Source organism: Hymenobacter puniceus, assembly GCF_014333525.1.
GTDB lineage: Bacteria > Bacteroidota > Bacteroidia > Cytophagales > Hymenobacteraceae > Hymenobacter.
Window position 1 is genome coordinate 76,401 of the sequence record NZ_JACSCX010000008.1, and the last position, 17,440, is coordinate 93,840.

At 62.2% G+C, this 17,440-nt stretch carries 17 protein-coding genes; 8 read left to right on the forward strand and 9 right to left on the reverse strand.

Going from position 1 to position 17,440, the window contains the following annotated elements; genetic code table 11:
* Positions 1-243: 243 nt before the first annotated feature.
* The 5 genes from H8B14_RS18615 to H8B14_RS18635 form a co-directional block, all read right to left on the reverse strand.
* Entirely contained in the window at positions 244-933 is a 690-nt protein-coding gene (locus H8B14_RS18615; RefSeq protein WP_187317182.1) for a carboxypeptidase-like regulatory domain-containing protein, read from the reverse strand.
* A gap of 176 nt (positions 934-1,109) precedes the next feature.
* Entirely contained in the window at positions 1,110-1,490 is a 381-nt protein-coding gene (locus H8B14_RS18620; RefSeq protein ID WP_187317183.1) for a hypothetical protein, read from the reverse strand.
* Positions 1,491-1,537: 47 nt separating this feature from the next.
* Positions 1,538-1,960 (reverse strand): hypothetical protein, encoded by a 423-nt coding sequence (locus H8B14_RS18625; protein ID WP_261990091.1) that lies wholly within the window; start codon positions 1,958-1,960, stop codon positions 1,538-1,540.
* 506 nt (positions 1,961-2,466) lie between these two features.
* On the reverse strand, positions 2,467-3,150 hold the full coding sequence (locus H8B14_RS18630) for a hypothetical protein (RefSeq protein WP_187317184.1): 684 nt from the start codon (positions 3,148-3,150) through the stop codon (positions 2,467-2,469).
* A complete protein-coding gene (locus tag H8B14_RS18635) occupies positions 3,135-3,860 on the reverse strand; it encodes a hypothetical protein (protein WP_187317185.1) in 726 nt (241 codons plus the stop codon). The genes H8B14_RS18630 and H8B14_RS18635 overlap by 16 nt, the downstream gene beginning before the upstream one ends.
* 585 nt (positions 3,861-4,445) lie before the next feature.
* Between H8B14_RS18635 and H8B14_RS18640 the strand changes: the two genes are divergently transcribed.
* Positions 4,446-5,534 (forward strand): PAS domain-containing sensor histidine kinase, encoded by a 1,089-nt coding sequence (locus tag H8B14_RS18640; protein WP_187317186.1) that lies wholly within the window; start codon positions 4,446-4,448, stop codon positions 5,532-5,534.
* A 36-nt stretch (positions 5,535-5,570) separates the two neighbouring features.
* Here the strand turns inward: H8B14_RS18640 and H8B14_RS18645 are convergent, their stop codons facing one another.
* Both H8B14_RS18645 and H8B14_RS18650 read right to left on the reverse strand, forming a co-directional pair.
* The gene (locus H8B14_RS18645) at positions 5,571-6,170 is read right to left on the reverse strand and encodes a BLUF domain-containing protein (protein WP_187317187.1); all 600 of its coding nucleotides are present in this window, start codon (positions 6,168-6,170) and stop codon (positions 5,571-5,573) included.
* Between the two features lie 913 nt (positions 6,171-7,083).
* A complete protein-coding gene (locus H8B14_RS18650) occupies positions 7,084-7,359 on the reverse strand; it encodes a hypothetical protein (protein WP_187317188.1) in 276 nt (91 codons plus the stop codon).
* Positions 7,360-7,429: 70 nt separating this feature from the next.
* Between H8B14_RS18650 and H8B14_RS18655 the strand changes: the two genes are divergently transcribed.
* Positions 7,430-8,113 (forward strand): plasmid pRiA4b ORF-3 family protein, encoded by a 684-nt coding sequence (locus H8B14_RS18655; RefSeq protein ID WP_187317189.1) that lies wholly within the window; start codon positions 7,430-7,432, stop codon positions 8,111-8,113.
* 352 nt (positions 8,114-8,465) lie between these two features.
* Here the strand turns inward: H8B14_RS18655 and H8B14_RS18660 are convergent, their stop codons facing one another.
* A complete protein-coding gene (locus H8B14_RS18660; RefSeq protein WP_187317190.1) occupies positions 8,466-9,401 on the reverse strand; it encodes a helix-turn-helix transcriptional regulator in 936 nt (311 codons plus the stop codon).
* 189 nt (positions 9,402-9,590) lie between these two features.
* A complete protein-coding gene (locus H8B14_RS18665) occupies positions 9,591-10,565 on the reverse strand; it encodes an alpha/beta hydrolase family protein (protein ID WP_187317191.1) in 975 nt (324 codons plus the stop codon).
* Positions 10,566-10,757: 192 nt separating this feature from the next.
* Between H8B14_RS18665 and H8B14_RS18670 the strand changes: the two genes are divergently transcribed.
* The 6 genes from H8B14_RS18670 (at position 10,758) to H8B14_RS18695 (ending at position 17,399) form a co-directional block, all read left to right on the forward strand.
* Positions 10,758-11,633 carry a helix-turn-helix transcriptional regulator gene (locus H8B14_RS18670; RefSeq protein WP_187317192.1) on the forward strand — a complete coding sequence of 292 codons (876 nt, stop codon included), beginning with the start codon at positions 10,758-10,760 and terminating at the stop codon, positions 11,631-11,633.
* 144 nt (positions 11,634-11,777) lie between these two features.
* A complete protein-coding gene (locus H8B14_RS21205) occupies positions 11,778-13,634 on the forward strand; it encodes an alpha/beta fold hydrolase (protein WP_261990092.1) in 1,857 nt (618 codons plus the stop codon).
* Positions 13,635-13,823: 189 nt separating this feature from the next.
* Positions 13,824-14,741, forward strand: coding sequence for an AraC family transcriptional regulator (locus H8B14_RS18680; RefSeq protein WP_187317193.1), 918 nt, complete (start codon positions 13,824-13,826; stop codon positions 14,739-14,741).
* Positions 14,742-14,793: 52 nt separating this feature from the next.
* Positions 14,794-15,516, forward strand: a complete 723-nt coding sequence (locus tag H8B14_RS18685; RefSeq protein WP_187317194.1) for an SDR family oxidoreductase — start codon at positions 14,794-14,796, stop codon at positions 15,514-15,516.
* Between the two features lie 124 nt (positions 15,517-15,640).
* The gene (locus H8B14_RS18690) at positions 15,641-16,531 is read left to right on the forward strand and encodes an NmrA family NAD(P)-binding protein (protein WP_187317195.1); all 891 of its coding nucleotides are present in this window, start codon (positions 15,641-15,643) and stop codon (positions 16,529-16,531) included.
* Positions 16,532-16,751: 220 nt separating this feature from the next.
* Positions 16,752-17,399, forward strand: a complete 648-nt coding sequence (locus tag H8B14_RS18695; protein ID WP_187317196.1) for a VOC family protein — start codon at positions 16,752-16,754, stop codon at positions 17,397-17,399.
* Positions 17,400-17,440: the final 41 nt, after the last annotated feature.

The following is a 17,440-nucleotide window of genomic DNA, read 5'->3' on the forward strand; positions in this document are numbered from 1 at the left end:
TCCTGGCTCGACCAGATAAGCCGTAGCTGCCTGGGCCGTCATGTACTCATTAGCTGCCCTTTCACTACCTGCCCCACGGTTTTTGATGCTCTCCGATAGTCTAGAGGCTTACTGATCACCCAGCATATGCCCCGACTGTCTGATAACACCTGTCCCTAAAAACGCGCGAAAAAGCCTGCCAGCTCCGAGGCCACGTCATAGGCTTATCGGAGCTGGCAGGCTTTTCAGGCTTCTTAGCTGAGCTTAGAAAAACAGCCAGCGGCGGCGGGATTTACCGGTGGACTGCTCTTGCTGGTCACGCGGCACCAAGGTTACGTTCTGCACGTAGCGGCCGTTGAGAGCTATTTCCTCGTCGGCATACCCGCCGTAACCGAACTGCAGTTTGCCTGCCGACGAAGCCGGTAGCTTCAGGCTGTAGGCGCCGGAGGCATCGGTGCCGACTCCGCGGCCGGTAGCTTTGTCGAGCACGGTGGCACCCACCAAAGGGCGGCCGTTTTCGTCGAGGATACGGCCCTGCACCGTTACCATACGCAGGCTGGCTACACTGGCTTCAACCGGCGCTTCGGTCACAGCACCGGTGGCCTCGGTAGGCAGACTTTCTTCCGTGGGCAAGTTAGTGGCCGCCATCGACGCCCCGGCTATCAGCACCGCGCTGCCAACCAGTGCAGCTGCACGCTGCCGAAAGCGTTTTGGCTCGGTCCGAATCAGCTCTAGCTGACGGTGCACCCACCCAACCGGCCGCACCTGTTCGCCCTCTCCCTTCATGTCGTAGAACCGACGCAGGGTGTCATCTGCCAAGTGGCGGTTGCGCTTCAGATAAGCATCCACAGCCGTGGTGTTCTGCCGCGACAAGTCGCCGCGCAGGTAAGCGTCGCGGTAAACGGGTAACAACCCGCCCGTTACCGAATCAAAAGGAGAAGCGCTTAACTTCATAAGTAAACGGTAAAAAGTTGAAGATGAACACTTGGCGGGCTACCAGACAGCGCCAGCACACCCGCACATGCGGCAGGCACTTAAAATACTCGGGCAGCAGCGAAGCGCTGTTAAGAAGCCCGTAAACGGCCCATTCTTACCCTGTATGAAGGCACCAACCGCAGGTACTTTAGTGCTTACTTGAGCAATTCCGACTGCTGGCGCAGCACGTCACGCGCAATGGCCAGGTTCGTATCGCGGGAACTCACAGCCAGATAAATAAACTTCTTGCCGCCATCAACCAGATTGATGAGGTGGATCTGGTTGGTCAGGGTGATGAGAATATCGTCGATGGTTTCGCCGGTAAGCTTTAGGGCCGCCATCGCTTTCTGCTTCTGCTTTACGACCTCAGTGTTGTAGGCCGCCGCCGTTTCGGGATTCAGCGCGGGCGAGTTGGAGTGCGAGGCAAGCGTCATGCCCGACTGGGTTTCCACCACGGCTATTGCCAGCAGCTGCGGCAAATCGTTGATGACATTTTGGACGGCCTGACCGGCCGCGTTGTTGGTAGAGTAAGCCATGAGAGAGAAAAGAGGAAAAAGTGAAGGAAAATAAGCAACAGGTGTTGTTAGAGGCTGTGGGTTTTGAGCACGTCGCGGGCAATAGCTAGGTTGGTATCCTGAGGGCTCACAATCAGGTAAAGCAGCCAGTTACCGTTTTGACTGACTCGCAGCAGGTGCAGCTGTTCACGAAGCGTTATCAGGATGTCTTCGATTTTCTCGTTAGGCAGCGCCAGGGCTTTTAGGGCGCGTTGCTTTTGGCGGACCACTTCCGCGTTGTGCATGGCCGCTTTTTCAGGCTGCAGCTGGGCGGAGCTGCTATATTTAGCGAGTACCTTATTGGTCGCTAGCTCCACTACGGCTACTGCCAGCAACTCCGGCAAGGCTTGCCGTACCGCTGCCACCGTAGCGGCGGCTTTTTTATCTTCTCCGCCCGGAGAAGAAGCAGACTTGGTGAAAGACTTTATTCTATCCAGTAGGGGTAAGTTCATACGCTGTAAAAGTCAATTTTTGGCAATACCGCTTTTGCGGGGCAGATACGGATAGCAATGATATTTTGTTTAACTTTTATATCAAATATTTTAAACAGTTTTAATCCAATTAATAGACCAAAGCGCATAAACAGACGGTGAAACGGAGGTTTTAGCAGACTAAATATTTTTTTATTATTTCCGATTATATTTCTAAAACTGAACAGTAAGCCGTAAATCAATTGTTTGATAAATGCAGAAAATGGGGTTGTATTAGTATGGGGGCATAATTTTGGCCTTGGTTAAAAGTTTGGTACAAAGGGTAAACGAGCGGCTGGTTCCCGGTCGCCAGGCGTTGCTCGGTTCACGCCCGCTGGTGCGCGGCGGTGGGGCCAGGAAAGGGCTCCTTTTTAACTCCCCTAAGTGTCGTCAGTGAGCAACAGTACGCACTGGCTTCGAGTCGTCGAACGGCTACCCATTTACCTTTCAGCCAAGGCCAAGACTGGTGTATCTGGCGGCTGCCGGAGCTAAAGTGCCAGGTCCCATACGGTGCCGTCACGCTGCTCAAAGCGGACGAGGCCATGCTCGGGCGAGAGGTAGAACACCGTGGCGGCGGCGGCCGGGCCGTTCTGCACTAGGTACGTATTGGTCACCCGCCAGACGCGGGCGTAGGTGCGGCTGCCCACCGTCAGCGTGGGCAGCTGGCTGACTTCAGGCCGCGGTCCAGTTACCAGCGATTGTGTCTCATCGCGGTATTCGATGGGCTCCGCTTCCCCCGTGCTAAAGTGGTAGCGCAGGCGCGAGGAGCCAAGGGTAGGGCGGTAGTAGTCATCCACTATCAGCAGTGGCCCGTCGCGGTACTGCAGCACGCTACATTTGAAGTAAAAGCCATACAGCGTCGAGGAGTAGGTTAGGCTGCGGTTCTCGGCCAGGTACTGCGTGCAGTTGTAAGACAGCGGCTCGAGGTAGTTGCCGCCGCTCACGGCCGCACCCTGGAAGCTGTCAGTCAGGCCGTTATTGCTGCGGGCGGCCACTACGGGCGGCGTAACGTTGTACATCTGAGTTGGGCGGGCACTGAAATACTGGTTGTAGGGCGCCTCCAGGCTCAGGCTCACCGTCTCTTCCCGGCAGCGGTTGCAACTGCCCAACGCACTGCTGCCAGCCAGCAGCAGCAGTGCCCATCGCCGGCTCAGGTTTAGAAGCGTACCCATTGCTCGTTGTTGGTGTAGGTGAAGCCCACGACACCCTGGCCCGGCACAAAGTACAGGGAGCGCAACTCGATGGTATTGGAAGTGGTGGCGGACGCCTGGTATTCGTACACGCCGCGTACCAGCTGTCCTGCCACCCGCACGCTGTCCTGGTAACGTACGCTGCCGGAGAAGATCGTTTGAAATACAGTCCGGTAGGGGCGGCTTACCACCGGGAAGGTAGCCGGGTAGGTGCCGTTTAATTGCACCATCACCACATCGGGCAGCGTATCGGCCACTGCCTGAGTCAGCGTCCGATCGGGCGGCGTGAGGCGGTAGCGGGGGTAGTTACCGCTCGCATCACGGAGAAGGTCGTAGGTAAGCGTCAGGTTGATGTTGCGGCCCTGGTAACGCAGACGCTGCCGCTCCGCCCAGAAGAAAGGACCACAACCCGTGTTCTGCGCACGTTCCAGCCCACTGAAGTCAATAGTGCCGAATCGGGCGGGCAAGGGCACCGAATCGGTGGATAGTGGGGGAGTGCGGCGTAGCGTGGCGCGGAAGCCGTTGGAATTGACAAAACGCACGGAATCGGGCGGACTGGCGGGCAGCCACGCCCGCGACTGGGCTGGCAGGCGCAGGCGGCCCACGGGCTCTGGGGCGCACGGCACACAGTCGTCACAGCCACACTGAAAGGCCAGGGCAGGTAACGCCGCTATTAGCAGACCAGCCAGCATACGATAAGAAGTAAATGTAGGCACAGTAGATAGCATGGGTAAGAATATAGAAGAGCATCGAAGCTGGCTGGCGGTTGTCAGCACCGCTCGGCTTGACAGCATTTTATATAACACCGGCTACACTCGGAACGCAGTTCCGAGTGGCTGTACAGAAAACGTCGATCTGTCGTTGGATGAGACCGTGTGAAAGCATTCAGTGAAAAGAGGAAAGTGCGTGAACAACAGTCCTGAAGAGGTTGAGCGAGGTGTTTCAATATACCACTCAAAAAAGCTTACTGTGAGATCCCTTTCGTTTACCCTTTGTACCAAACTTTTAACTAAGGCCACCAATAGAGAAAGGCTTTCAAGTTAAGTCAACAGGTGGCTGAACCCAACTGCCCTACACTTTTGGATGCTCTCGGTTGTTCATCACCCGGCAGCTGGGGCAGCGGCAGCGCAACCAGCGGTGGATGGAAAGCCCAGAAGGCAAAGGCACCTGTTTTTTTGAGGAGCTGCCCTGCCGTGAGCGGGCCCTGCGGGGCAGCGGGGGCACCAGCAGACCCGTAGAAACCGGCTATCTTTAGGCGCAAACCCTACTATTTCTATTTGGCCGCGCCCGATTTCGCCGCGCTATTCCAGAACCTGGCCGAAGCCAGCGCCCACGTGCACTTTGTGTACGACCTGGCTGCCGGCCGCATCGTGTTCGTAAATCACGCGTACGAAACGGTGCTGGGCGGCACCTGCGCCGGCGTGAACGGGGAGCTGCCCGGCCTGCTGGAGCGCCTGCACCCCGACGACCGGCTGTACCTAGCGCACTGCTGGCGGCTGTGGACGCGGGGCCGGCTCGCGGACGAGGTGGAGGTGCGCCTGCTGGTGCCCAATGCGCCCGACCGGTGGTTTTGCCTGACGCCCTACTACGAGCAACAGGGCCCGGGGCCCACGCTGCTGGCCGGCATGGTGCGCGACATCAGCGTGCGCAAGCACTACCAGCAAAACGCCGACGCGTTCAACACCCGCAAAAACGCCATTCTCGAAATCCTCTCGCACGACCTGAGCGGGGCCTTTGCCCTGGTGCAGCAAGTGGCGGCCTACCTGCACGAGCAGGTGCACGCCCCGGCCGACAGCCACCTGCACCGGCTGCTAGGCGTGCTGGAAACGACCAGCCGCAGCAGCCTGAAGATGATTCGCGACCTGGTCGACGTGGAGTTCCTGACTTCGGCCAACGCGGACCTGAAGCGGGAGCGGGTGGAGGTGGACGCCGTGCTGCGCGAAGCGCTCGAGCAGCTGCAGCGCGGGCAAGCGGTGCTGGGCTACCGCTTTGACTACTCACTGCCCGGCGAGCCGGTATACGCGCAGCTGGATGTGAACAAGTTTACGCAGGTGGTCAACAACCTGGTCAGCAACGCCTTCAAGTTTACGCCTGACGGCGGGCAGGTGACGGTGGCCGTGGAGCCCGGCGAGGGCTGCGTGCGGGTGCACGTGCGCGACACGGGTATCGGCATCCCCGCGGCGCTGCAGCCGGTGCTCTTCGAGCGCTTCACCAAGGCCCGGCGGCCGGGCCTGCGGGGCGAGCCCACCACCGGCCTGGGGCTGGTGCTGTGCAAAACCATCACGGAATGGCACGGTGGCACGCTGACGTTTGTGAGCGCGGAAGGGCAGGGCAGCACGTTTACGGTTGAAATTCCGCAAGCCTAGGCCGGGCACGGGGGGGCCATAAGGACTGCGGCGTCCCTAACCGGCTGGGGCCCCAGGGGTCGGGTGGCCGGCAAACGCGTCAAGCAGGGCTTGCAGGTGGGCGTCGTCGACGCGGAAGCCAGGGGGCAGCTGCGGGGCCTGCACGGCGTCGAGCACCCGGTCCACGTCGGGGCCGGCCACGTGGCCAAAGCCCATGCTCCAGTCGGCGAAGTGCCGGCGGGGTGCGGGGCCTGCGCTGACGGTGACCACCTGCTCGTGGCGCGGGTCGCGGCGAATGCGGGCATAAAGGTTTTGTACGTCGGCTTCGGTGCCCTCGAGCACCTGCACGTAGCGGCCGGCACTGTAGAGCAGCAGCCCCGTGAGCTGGTGGCGGGCGTTGTAGTGCTCGGCCTGCGCCAGCAAGGCCCGCAGGTCGGTTTCGGTGGGCGGGTGGGTGGCGTGGCTGTGGTAGAGCAGCTGGTAGACGCTCTGCGCCAACAGTTGCTCTATCTCGTCCAGGTCCAGGATGCCGGCTTCGAACTGGGCCAGCAGCTGGCGCTCGTAGCGCTGGGGGGCGAGCGGGGTGCCGGCCGTGAGGGTGACGGCGAAGGCCACGGCCTGGCGGCGTTGGGCGACGGTATCGAGGAAAAGGGGCATTCCGGCTTTACGTCGGGTGGGAAGCCGTAGATATGCCGATTTTGCAGGAAAAAAATACGGATTTGTTGGCGCTCTACACGCAGTGAGGTCCGGCCGTGGGTCAAGCCCTAAAGGCCCGGGTACAGTCGTCACCTGTCGCTCACCATGGGCACTAGCGCTGGAGTGGTCACTTTAGGCACCTACTTCAGCGGCGGCGGCTTTCCTGCTATCGATGACTTCGGCCAACCCAGCCGCTAAGCCAGCGATTCAATTCATGGGGCAGGCGTAGCGACTCCCCTAGCCTTGTTTCCCTGCCCTTAGTCGCGTTGGACCTGGTCGCATTGCGGGCAGTCACCCAGGTGAAGTGTAGCAGCCGGCGTAGAGGTATTCACTTCCTCTTGCTTAGCCATAAGAGGAAGGGGTAGGGGCATAAAAGCTGCCCTTCCGGTCGGCGCAGGCGCTACCAGCCCGGAATTCGACGCTGCAAGCCTACCGGCCCCTAGTAGCCGCTGGCCGGAAAGTTGACGAGTGGCCGGAATTGGGCCGTGAGGTGCTGCCTCGGCACACGAACGGCACGAAGTCAGCGTGTAGAAAACTCGGTTGTCAGAGGCGCAAGTGCTCTGCTGGGCGTAGCCACTTGGTTCCCCTTATCGGACGTAAACAGGAATTTTTCCCATTTTTGCTTTGCATGCAACAACCAGTCATTCTCCCCCTAACCTGTCCTACTTGCGGTAGCATCCTTGCTCTCGACGCCCCGATGAGCACTTATAGCTGTATGCTCAAACACCGGTTCACATTCCAGCAGTTGGCCGATGAGATGAGTCAAGGCTTAACCCAAACGCTGTGGAGCTGCCTGCGCCAGCTGGAAGAGCGCCAATGGCTACTGCAACGGTTGGCCAATCAAATGCCCGAAGCTGTTACGCCTGCCCCGAATTTAGAAGCCGCTATTCAGCCTGTTCATGAATGGCTTCAGAATGACCCCAGCAGCCAACCCAAAACGTAGCTTATCCAGAAAATAGCGCCTGCCGTCAAGGAACTCTACGAAGCGGGTCAGCAATCCACCCGCCAACTCATCGTTTACTTCCAGATTGGGTCCCGTCGCACGCTCTACAAAATCCTCCGCTTTGCTGGCTGCCAGACTAACGAAACGTCGACCTTGTACTGGCAAGTTGGTCGACAAGGCCTTACCGTAATTCTTGGAGAGCATCAAAAAGTGTGGGGCAGTCGGGTTCAGCGGCTTCTTCGGCTAACTTGGGAAGCCATACTTGTCGGTGAAGACCATGACTCAGCCACCCGCTACTTCAATTTCTGACCGCCTGGCAGTGGGCTACCAACTCAAGATTCATCTGCTGGGTATCAGTCCGCAAATCAGCCGGCGCGTACTGGTGCGGGACGATACCACTCTGGCCGAGTTGCATCACATCTTCCAGGTAGTAATGGGCTGGGAAAACGGGCACCTGCACTGCTTTCATCTCTGGGGCAAGGACTATGGCCTGAGCTATGCCGGCGGCACGTGGTATGCCGATGATGCCCGGCGGGTCCACTTGGGCGATTTTGCGTGGCGGGTCAACGACAAGTTCACCTACACCTACAAATTCGGCGACTACTGGCAGCACCAGGTGCGGGTCGAGAAACTACTGCTGCCGCCGGCCGTGCCAACCGCTCCGGTTTGCGTGAGTGGCCGCCGCGCCTGCCCGCCGGAAGAGGTAGGCGGCCCCCGCGGCTATGACCAGCGGAGCCTGGACCAATTCAGCTGGCAGTACGAAGCTCAGGACCGCTTGCTGGCCGGCGAGGACATTTTTGAGGACGACGTGCCGACCTGGTTCTGGACCTATCGGCCGGAACACTTCGACAAGGGGCTAGTCAACCAACGGTTGGCCAAAGTGTATCAACTTAAGGTTACTGCTGATTTTCTGCTTTCGCAGGGCAGTTACGCCTACTTTTTCGCGGATAAGCGGCCGTGAAATCTGTATCAGGAAAACAAAGTGGTTTACTTGATACAGGGGGAATAGCTTTGCGCCATGCAACAGGCCGTCATTTTGGTGCGCGTCTCCAAAAAAGAGCAAGACTAGAGGTCGCACAATAGTAGGAACGAAAAATAACGATAGGGAGCGCCGGTCGGCCGGTTTTGGGTCCACACGGATTTGTGGCGTGCGGGACGTCTCGCAAAACGACGGTTAAAGTGAAAAACACCGTAATGAAATCTAGGACAGGGAATAGCCTTCACGTGAATTTGGTCATTGCCACCAAAGGGAGTTGAGCCTTTAACCTGACTCGTAAGGTGAGGAAGGATAAGCTCACAACTGCTATGGGTAATCAGGCTGATTGTCTGAACTCGGCGGGGGTGAGGCCCGTCTTTTGCTTGAAGAGGCGGCTGAAATAGGACGGGTTATCGAAGCCGATGTGGAAGGCCGTTTCACGAATGCTCCAGGAGGTGCTGCGGAGCAAGCGCTTGGCTTTCTCCAGCAGCGCGTGGTGCAGGTACTGCTGCGCGTTCTGCCCCGTGTGGGTGCGCAGCACGTCGCCCAGGTGGGCGGGCGAGACGTGCAAGGCCTCGGCAAAGTGCTTCACGCTCGGCAAGGGCAACTCGGCGGCGCTGTCCAGATAAGTGGCCAGTAGGGCCTCGAAGCGGCCGAGCAGGTCGGGGCCGCTGGGTGGGGGCGCGGGAAACTGCCGGTGGTAAACCCGGCTGGCGTATTGCAGCAGCACGTCGAGCTGGGTGCTGAGCAGCGACTGGCTGAAGGCATCGGCGGGCTGCTGGCTTTCCTGCCGCAGGCTGGTCACGGCGTGGGTGAGGAGCTGCTCGTCGGTGGCCGACAGCGCCAGGGCCCGCTGCACGCGGTACGCGAAAAACGGGTAGCTGCCCGGAAACTGCCCCAGCGGCCGGCGCGTCAGTAAATCGGGCTGGAACACCACCAGCCAGCCCTGCGGCGGCCCCGATGCGGGCGCTGCGGCCTCCTGTAAGGCCTCCTGCGGGCAGAGCTGCACGGGCTGTCCGGGCGCGTAAAACCCCAGCACGCCCTGCCGGTAGTCGTAGGTCTGCTGCCCATAAGGAAGCTGCCCGTGGAAATGCCGCTTCAGAATGATGAGGTAGAGCTGGCGCAACGCGGGTTTGGCCGCGAAAACCGACAGCGGCTGCTGGTCCAGGTCGATGACAGCTACCAGCGGGTGCGTGGGCGCGGCAAAGCCGTAGTGCCGCGCAAAGTCGGCTACTGTGTGCAAAACGGCGAAGGAATCTCCGGAAGACTTCATACGAGTGGGAGTCAGGGAGGCATAAAGCTAACAGTCCCCGCGCACAGCGGGGCGGCTGCGGGCGTGGACTGGTGATGGGGGCGAATCTACCGCAGCGGCCCCGGCCCGCGCGCAACGAGCTACTCTGGTAATCGCCTTATTGCTACGTAGGTTCGTCAGATAAGGCTGGCTTCGGCGGTACGTGGGCGCTTACTTGCCTTCCACCTGCCCCAGCGGCTGGGGGCTTTGCAGCAGCTCCGCCCGCGCGGCGGCCCAGGCGGGGTCTTTGGGGTAGAGGGCGCTGCGTAGGTAGGCCAAGGTGAGCTGCTGCACCGCCGCAACGCGTGCCGGATTCTCGTCGTTGGTTTCCGTCACGAGATACCCGGAGATGCCGCCGAGCAGGTGCTCGCCTCCGAACAGGGTGAGCAGCCACCCCGCCCCAGGGCTCATTGTGTACGCATCGGTAAACCAGTCCGGGCCGCGGGGGCTGAGCGGCGAGTCGTCGTGGTCGCCCGCTACCACCAGGGTCGGCGTGGTCAGTTCGGCGAAGCTTGGGTTCATGAACGGAAAGTGCTCGGTAGCAAACGGGCCCAGGTCCGGACCACCCCGGCCAGTGGCCGACAGCAGCACGCCCGCCCTAATCCGTGGGTCGGACAGGTCCTCGCCCACGCGGCCGTCGGGCGCTACCACCCGGGCCCCAAGCAGCATGCCCACAGTCTGAGCGCCGTAGGAGTGCCCCACCGCGGCCATGCGGCTCCGGTCGAGGCGCCCCGTCAGGCCGGGCACGGCCGCTTCGAGCTGGTCGAGCTGGTCTAGGACGCGCTTCATGTCTTCCACCCGAAACCGCCAGATGGCCGGCGTGCGGGCATCGTCCGGGGGCAGGGCCAGCGTGCGGGAGTCGAGAAAGGTGGGCTGCAGTACCACGAAGCCGTGCGCCGCCCAGTACTGCACCAGCGGCGCGTAGCCGTCCAGGGAAGAGCCGAAGCCGTGCGCGAAGACGATTATGGGCAGCCGGCTCCCGGTGGCGGGCGCGGACACCCGCACCTGCAAATCAGCCCCGCGCCCCGGCGCGGCCAGCACCACTGGGCTCACCGACACGACCGGCACGGGCGGGTGGGCGGCCGCGGCTTCTGCCGGCTTGCGCAGCTCGGCCGAAGTGGGTTTTTCACACACTACGTTATCCATGATTGAAACCTGTTAAGGGTGAATAGCCGCCTCAGCAGCTTGATAGGGGCAAAGTTCGGCGGCCCGGCAGGGGGCGTGCTATACGAATTCCGGTTTGTATGCCACAAATTGCGGAACCGACCCGGCGGCGGGGGCCAGGCCGAATACCGCCCTTGGAGTCGAACTTTTTGTACTGGCTAGAGTTACCCGTTGATGCCCGAAGCCCCGAAATACACCTACCACTCCGAGACGTATGGCCGGCCGGCGCTGCAAACCAGTGCTGCGCAGGCCTGGCCCGGCCTGCGGGTGGAGCGCTTCCAGCTGGAGGCCATGGCGCTGCCGGCGCACTTTCACGCCCAGCACCTGCTCGTCATCCACCAGGGCAGCCAGCCCGTGGTGTCGAGCCGCCGCAGCGGCAGCCGCACCGAGCAAGACCAGTTCCGTTTCGGCGACGCGGGCCTTTACCCCGGCGGCGAATACGGGCCCTTGGCCTGGGACGGCCCGGCCGATGTCATCCACGTGCATCTCGATGCCCAGCAGCTGGAAACCCTGGCCCGCCAGGGCTTGGACCTGCGCTACTTTGCTCTGCACGACCGGTTTCGCCTGCAGGATGGGCTGCTGACCCAGCTGGGCCAACAGCTGCTGACCGCCGCCGGCCGCGAGCACGCGCTGGGGCTGCTCTACGTCGAGTCGCTTTCCAACGCCCTGAGCTACCACCTCATCGAACACCACGCTACCTACGAGCGGCGCGTGGCCGGGCCCGAGGCCCGGCTGCCCGAGCCGGTGATGGCCCGCATTGATGCCTACCTGGAGGCGTCCGTGGAGCAGGCCGTGACGCTGGAAGTGCTGGCCGGGCTGGCCAACCTGAGCGTGTTTCACTTCGCCCGCCGCTTTAAGAAGACCACCGGCAGCTCGCCTTACCAATATGTCATTCGCTGGCGCATCGAGCGGGCCCGGGAGCTGCTGCGGGCCGGGGAGCTGCCGGTGGCCGCCATCAGCGACGCGCTGGGCTTTGCCTCGCCCGCCCACTTTTCGGTGGCTTTCAAGCGGGCGGTGGGGGTGAGCCCGCGCGACTTCCAGCGCGCCTAGCCCGCGCCGTTGCGGGAAGTCAAAACAGCAGGAATCTGGAAGAAGAGGGCAAGAATTCGTCGGGCTGACGGGTGGCCTCAGGGGACCTTTGTGACGGGCCAAGGCAGCTCTACTGCTGCTCCCCCGATTCCTCAACAACTCCCCATGAAAACTATCATTTTAGTGGCTGGCGGCACCGGCAACCTCGGCGGCCGCATTATAACGGCGCTGCGCCAGCGCGGGGCCTCCGTCCGGGCTGTGGTTCGGGCCGAAGCCGACCAAGTCAAAGTAGACGAGCTGACCCGCCAAGGCGTGGACGTGCGCCGGGTGGACATGACCGATGTGGCGGCTCTGACCGAGGCCTGCGAAGGCGTAAGCTGCGTGGTTTCCGCCTTGGCGGGGCTGCGCGACGTGATTGTGGACGGCCAGTCGGTGCTGCTGGCGGCGGCAGTGGCGGCCGGCGTGCCCCGCTTTATCCCGTCGGACTTTTCCAGCGACTATACCCAGCAGGAGCCGGGCGCGAACCGCAACTTCGATTTGCGCCGCGAGTTTCAGGCCCGCCTCGACCAGGCCCCGCTCGCGGCCACGTCCATTCTCAACGGCGCGTTTGCCGAAGTGCTGACCTACGGTATTCCCCTGCTTGATTTCAAGCAGCAGCAGGTGGGCTACTGGGACGATGCCAACTGGCGCATCGACTTCACGACCATGGACGATACGGCCGCCTTCACCGCCGCCGCTGCCCTGGACGCGGCCCCGCCCCGCTACCTGCGCATTGCTAGCTTCCAGCACAGCCCCCGCGAGCTGGCGCCGGCCGCCGAAGCGGCCGGCAAAGGCGCTTTCCCCGTGGTCCGGCTGGGCTCCCGCGCCGACCTGGCCGGCCACATTCAGCAGGCCCGCGCCGCCAACCCGGCCGGCGAGCAACAGCTCTACGCCGACTGGCAGCAGATGCAGTACATGCTCAGTATGTTCAGCGTGCAGAACACCCCGCTCGACAACGCCCGCTACCCCGACCTAACTTGGACCAGCGTGGAGCAGGTACTCCGCGGCGTGAAAACCGCCCCGGAAAATGCGGCTGCGGCCGCCGATGCTACTACCGCTGTTGCTACCGATGCCGATGTGCTGGGCCCGTATGCCGATGAGGAGTTGATTAAGCGCTTGCCCGGCTTCACCAACCATTACGCCACCGTCAATGGCGTGCGGCTGCACTACGTGGAGGGGGGCCGTGGCCCGGCTGTTATTTGCCTGCCCGGCTGGCCCCAGACCTGGTACTCGTACCATCCTATTGCGGCGCAGCTGGCTGGGCAGCACCGGGTTATCATCGTGGATATTCGCGGCATGGGCACCTCCGACAAGCCCGCCTCCGGCTACGACAAGAAGACCATGGCCCAGGATATTTACGCGCTGATGCAGCACCTGGGCCTGGCCAGCGCCTCGCTGCTGGGGCACGACATCGGCGGCATGGTGGCCACCAGCTTCGCGGCGCACTACCCCGAGGCCACCGAAAAGCTGATGCTGGCCGACGGCTCGCACCCCAGCGAGGGCATGATGCAGATGCCGCTGCTGCCCGCCGCCAGCTCGTTTGGCCCCAAAATGAGCGGCCAGTACCCCTATGCGTGGTGGATGGCCTTCAACCAGGTGAAGGAGCTGCCCGAGCAGCTGCTGGCCGGTCGGTTTCATTTCCTGCTCGACCACCTCTTTGCCTACGTGATGCGCGACGAAAGCAAGATGACGGCCTTTGACCGGGCGGTGTACGCGGCCGTCTACAACCAGCCCGAGAACATCCGCGCCTCGAATGCCTGGTACCAGGCCTTTGCCCAGGACATCGAGGATGCCAAAACGTTTCCCCGGCTCACGATGCCGGTGCTTGGCCTCGGCAGCAACGTAGCGCATAACTTCCTAAAGATTAGCCTGCCGCACATGGTCCACAACCCGCAGCTAGTGGACCTGACCGCGAGCGGGCACTACATGTTTGAGGAGCAGCCCCAGCTGGTGCTCGACGCGGTGCTGCCGTTTTTAGAATAAACCCCGCACCCTACGCCGTTTGCACGGCTTATTCCGTAACAAGTGCGGCTCCGTTACGCCATAGCCCTACTTCGACCCGCTGGCGGGCCGGGAGTGGGGCTATTGGCTATTGCGGATTTTAAGCCCCATTCACGCGCCCGCCGTAGCCTGAGGTTGGCTTCAAAATCCTTTTCTGATTAACCTGCTCTCATGGCTGCTCCCTGGAAAAACACGGACGTGATTCCCACTTACCCATTGCAGCCCCGCAATCCGGCCCGGCCCGACCTGCTGGAAATCAGCCGGGGCGGGGAGGCCGGCGGGGGGCTGGACTTTTCGAACTGCCTGGTGCCGCACCGCAAAGACTACTACCTGCTGGTGCTGGTGCGGCGGGGCAGTAGCCGCCACTGGGTGGACATGCGCCCCTACTCCCTGCAGCCCGACACGTTCTACTTCACCACGCCGCGGCAGGTGCACCTGAAAGAGTCACTAGAGCCGCTCGACGGCACGGCTCTGGCCTTCGCGCCCGATTTTTTGCGGCTCTCCGACCTGGAGGCTCTCACCCAGCTGCCGTTGCTCAGTAACTCCGCCAACGGCCACGAGCTGCGCCTGCAACCCACCGACATCGTCTTTCTGGAGGACGTATTCGGCCGCCTCCAGGCCGAGCACGACCAGCAGCGCCCGTGGCGCACCGACATGCTGCGGGCCGACCTGAAAACCGCCCTCATCTACCTCAGCCGCCTCTACCAGGCGCAGTACGGCGACGCCGCCCCGCCTGAGCCGCCGCTGCTGGAGCGCTTCACGGCCCTGCTCGAAACCCATCACCACGCGCTGCACCAGGTGGCCGACTATGCCGCTTTGCTGCACCTGAGCGCCGGCCACCTCAATGAGCGCATCAAGCAGCAGAGCGGCCAGACGCCGCTGGCGCTGATTCAGGCGCGGCGGGCACTGGAAGCCAAGCGCTACCTGTTCCATACCGAGCTGAACGTGGCCGAAGTGGCCTTTGCCCTCGGGTTTGAGGACCCGTCGTATTTCGGGCGGTTTTTCCGGCGCAGCACGGGCCAGACGCCGGTGCTCTACCGGGCCGCCGCCCGCGAAATGTACCAGCAAAACGGGCGCTTGTCCGGCTAAGGGGCTGCCGGGGCGGGGGACCTTTGTGGCTCATCGTTTCAGTCTCCCCACTATGAAAAACGTCCTCATCACCGGTGCCAACAAGGGCCTCGGCTTCGAAACGGCCCGCCAGCTGCTGCGTGCCGGCTACTTCGTATTTCTGGGCTCGCGCAACCACGCCAACGGCCTCGCCGCCCAGCAACAGCTCGAGGCCGAAGGCCTGGACCAGGTGGCCGTCATTGAAATTGACGTCACCAGCGACGACTCGGTGCGCGCCGCCGCCGCCGCCGTGCGCGCCCATACCCCGCACCTGGATGTGCTGCTGAATAATGCCGGCATCAGCGGGGTCAGCGAGCAGCAGCCCAGCACGGTGGCGCTGGAAACCATCCGCACGGTCTTGGAAACCAACTTTTACGGGGTCATCCGCACCACCCAGGCGTTGCTGCCCCTGCTGCACCAAGCCCCCGAGGCCGCCATCGTGAACGTGTCATCGGACCTGGCCTCCCTGACCCGGCACCAGCAGCCCGAATGGCCTTATTACGCCTTCAAGGGCGCCGCTTATGGCCCCTCCAAAACGGCCCTGAATGCCTGGACGGTGGCCCTGGCCTACGAGCTGCGCGACTCGGCTATTCAAGTCAATGCCGTCAACCCCGGCTTCACGGCCACCGATTTGAACGGCTTCCAGGGCACGCAAACCGTGGAGCAGGGGGCGGCCGTGCTGGTGCACTATGCCACGCTGCCCGCCGACGGCCCGCGCGGGCAGTTCTTCAGCCCCGACGGCCCCACGCCCTGGTAAGGATGGTACGTAAAACCGGGGAGTCGGCCCGCTCCCTGGTTTTGGCTACAACAACGGTAGATTTGGCTACGTGGCGGGGCGAGCGGATGCGGAATTTTGCCTCATCACTCAACCACCAAAAACCATGAAAGTTATTGTAACCGGTTCACTAGGAAACATCAGCCAGCCCCTGATCAAGGAGCTGGTGCAGCAGGGCCACGCCGTCACGGTCATCAGCAGCAAGCCCGGCAAACAGCCGGCTATTGAGGCCCTGGGAGCTACCGCTGCCATCGGCTCGCTGGAGGACGTGCCGTTTCTGATTGCCTCCTTCACCGGGGCCTACGCCGTGTACTGCATGGTGCCGCCCAACTACTTCACCCAACCCGATATGCCCGCGTACTACCGGCAGATTGGCGGCAACTACGCCCGGGCCATTGCGCAGGCCGGCGTGAAGCGGGTGGTGAATCTGAGCAGCATGGGCGCGGAGCTAACCCACGGCACGGGCCTGATTATGGGCTCGCACTACGTGGAAGGTATTCTCAATGAGCTGACGGATGTCACCCTTACCCACCTGCGCCCCACGTATTTCTACTACAACCTGCTGGGGTTTGTGGCGCTGATAAAAGCAACGGGCCGGATAATGGCCAACTACGGCGGCGACGATAAAATCGTGCTGGTATCGCCGCTGGACATTGCCGCCGCCGTCGCCGACGAGCTGGCCACGCCGGCCACCGGCCACCGCGTGCGCTACGTGGCCAGCGACGAGCGTTCGGCCCGCGAAATAGCCGGCATCCTGGGCACGGCCATCGGCAAGCCCGACCTGGCCTGGGAAATCATTTCCAACGAGCAGATGCACAGGAGCCTGGAGACCAACGGCGTGCCGCCCCTGCTAGCCACCCACCTGGTGGAGATGTACGCCAGCGTGCACAGCGGGGCCTTGTTCCAGGACTACTACCGCCACCAGCCCGCGGTAATGGGCCAAGTGAAGATGACTGATTTCGCCCCGGAGTTTGCCGCCGCCTACCAGCAGAGCTAACGGGTTAGAGAAGCAAGATGGTCCGGCGGCCCTTGGGTCGTCGGGCCTGTCTTCCGTTTTCAGGGTGCTGGCGGCCGTCGGAGTGTTACTGGCTCCGGCGGTTCGCCGGTGGTTGCATCGCGCCTCACAGGTTGTGGCGGAAAAGCTGAAGTACCTGTTACAGAGTAGCTGTACATTGCCTGCTCCAATGCAGCCATCCGCTACTCATCGTTCTGGAAACATGGAAATCGACCACATCTTTATCCTTACGGACACGCCCGAGGCCGCCGCCGAGGAACTGCGGGCGTTTGGCCTGCGCGAGGGCAGCAACCGGGTGCACGCCGGCCAGGGGACAGCCAACCGAAAGTTCTACTTCGAGAATTTCTTTCTGGAGATTCTCTGGGTGCAAAACGATGCGGAAATTACCGCCGAAGCCATGCGGCCGACCGGGCTCTGGCAGCGGGCGCGCCACCGCGAAAACGATGCTTCCCGCTTCGGCCTGTGCCTGGTCAATACGCCGGCTACGGACGCGGTGTTTGCGGCCGCTACGCTGTATCAGCCCACTTATTTTCCCCCTGGGCTGGCCATCGACGTACTGCCCCACGCGCACAACCCAAGTCTACCCTGGACGTTTCGGCTGCCTTTCCCAGGCAAGAAAACCGCTTCCGGCGAACCGACCGACCACCAGAACGGACTCGGTGAGCTGACGCAGGCCGTCTTCGGGCTGGCCCGCTACGAGGCGTCCGACGCGTTGGTGCAGCAGCTGGCCAGCCAGGCCCAACTGCGGTTTGTGGCCGCCCCGCAGAACAGTCTCACGCTGACCTTCGACCGTCACCGGCAGCAGAAAAGACGGTTGTTCGAGAGCCTGAACCTGACCATCCGCTACTGAGTCTGTGCCACAATGTGGGACCCTTTAAGGCGCGGCGGGGC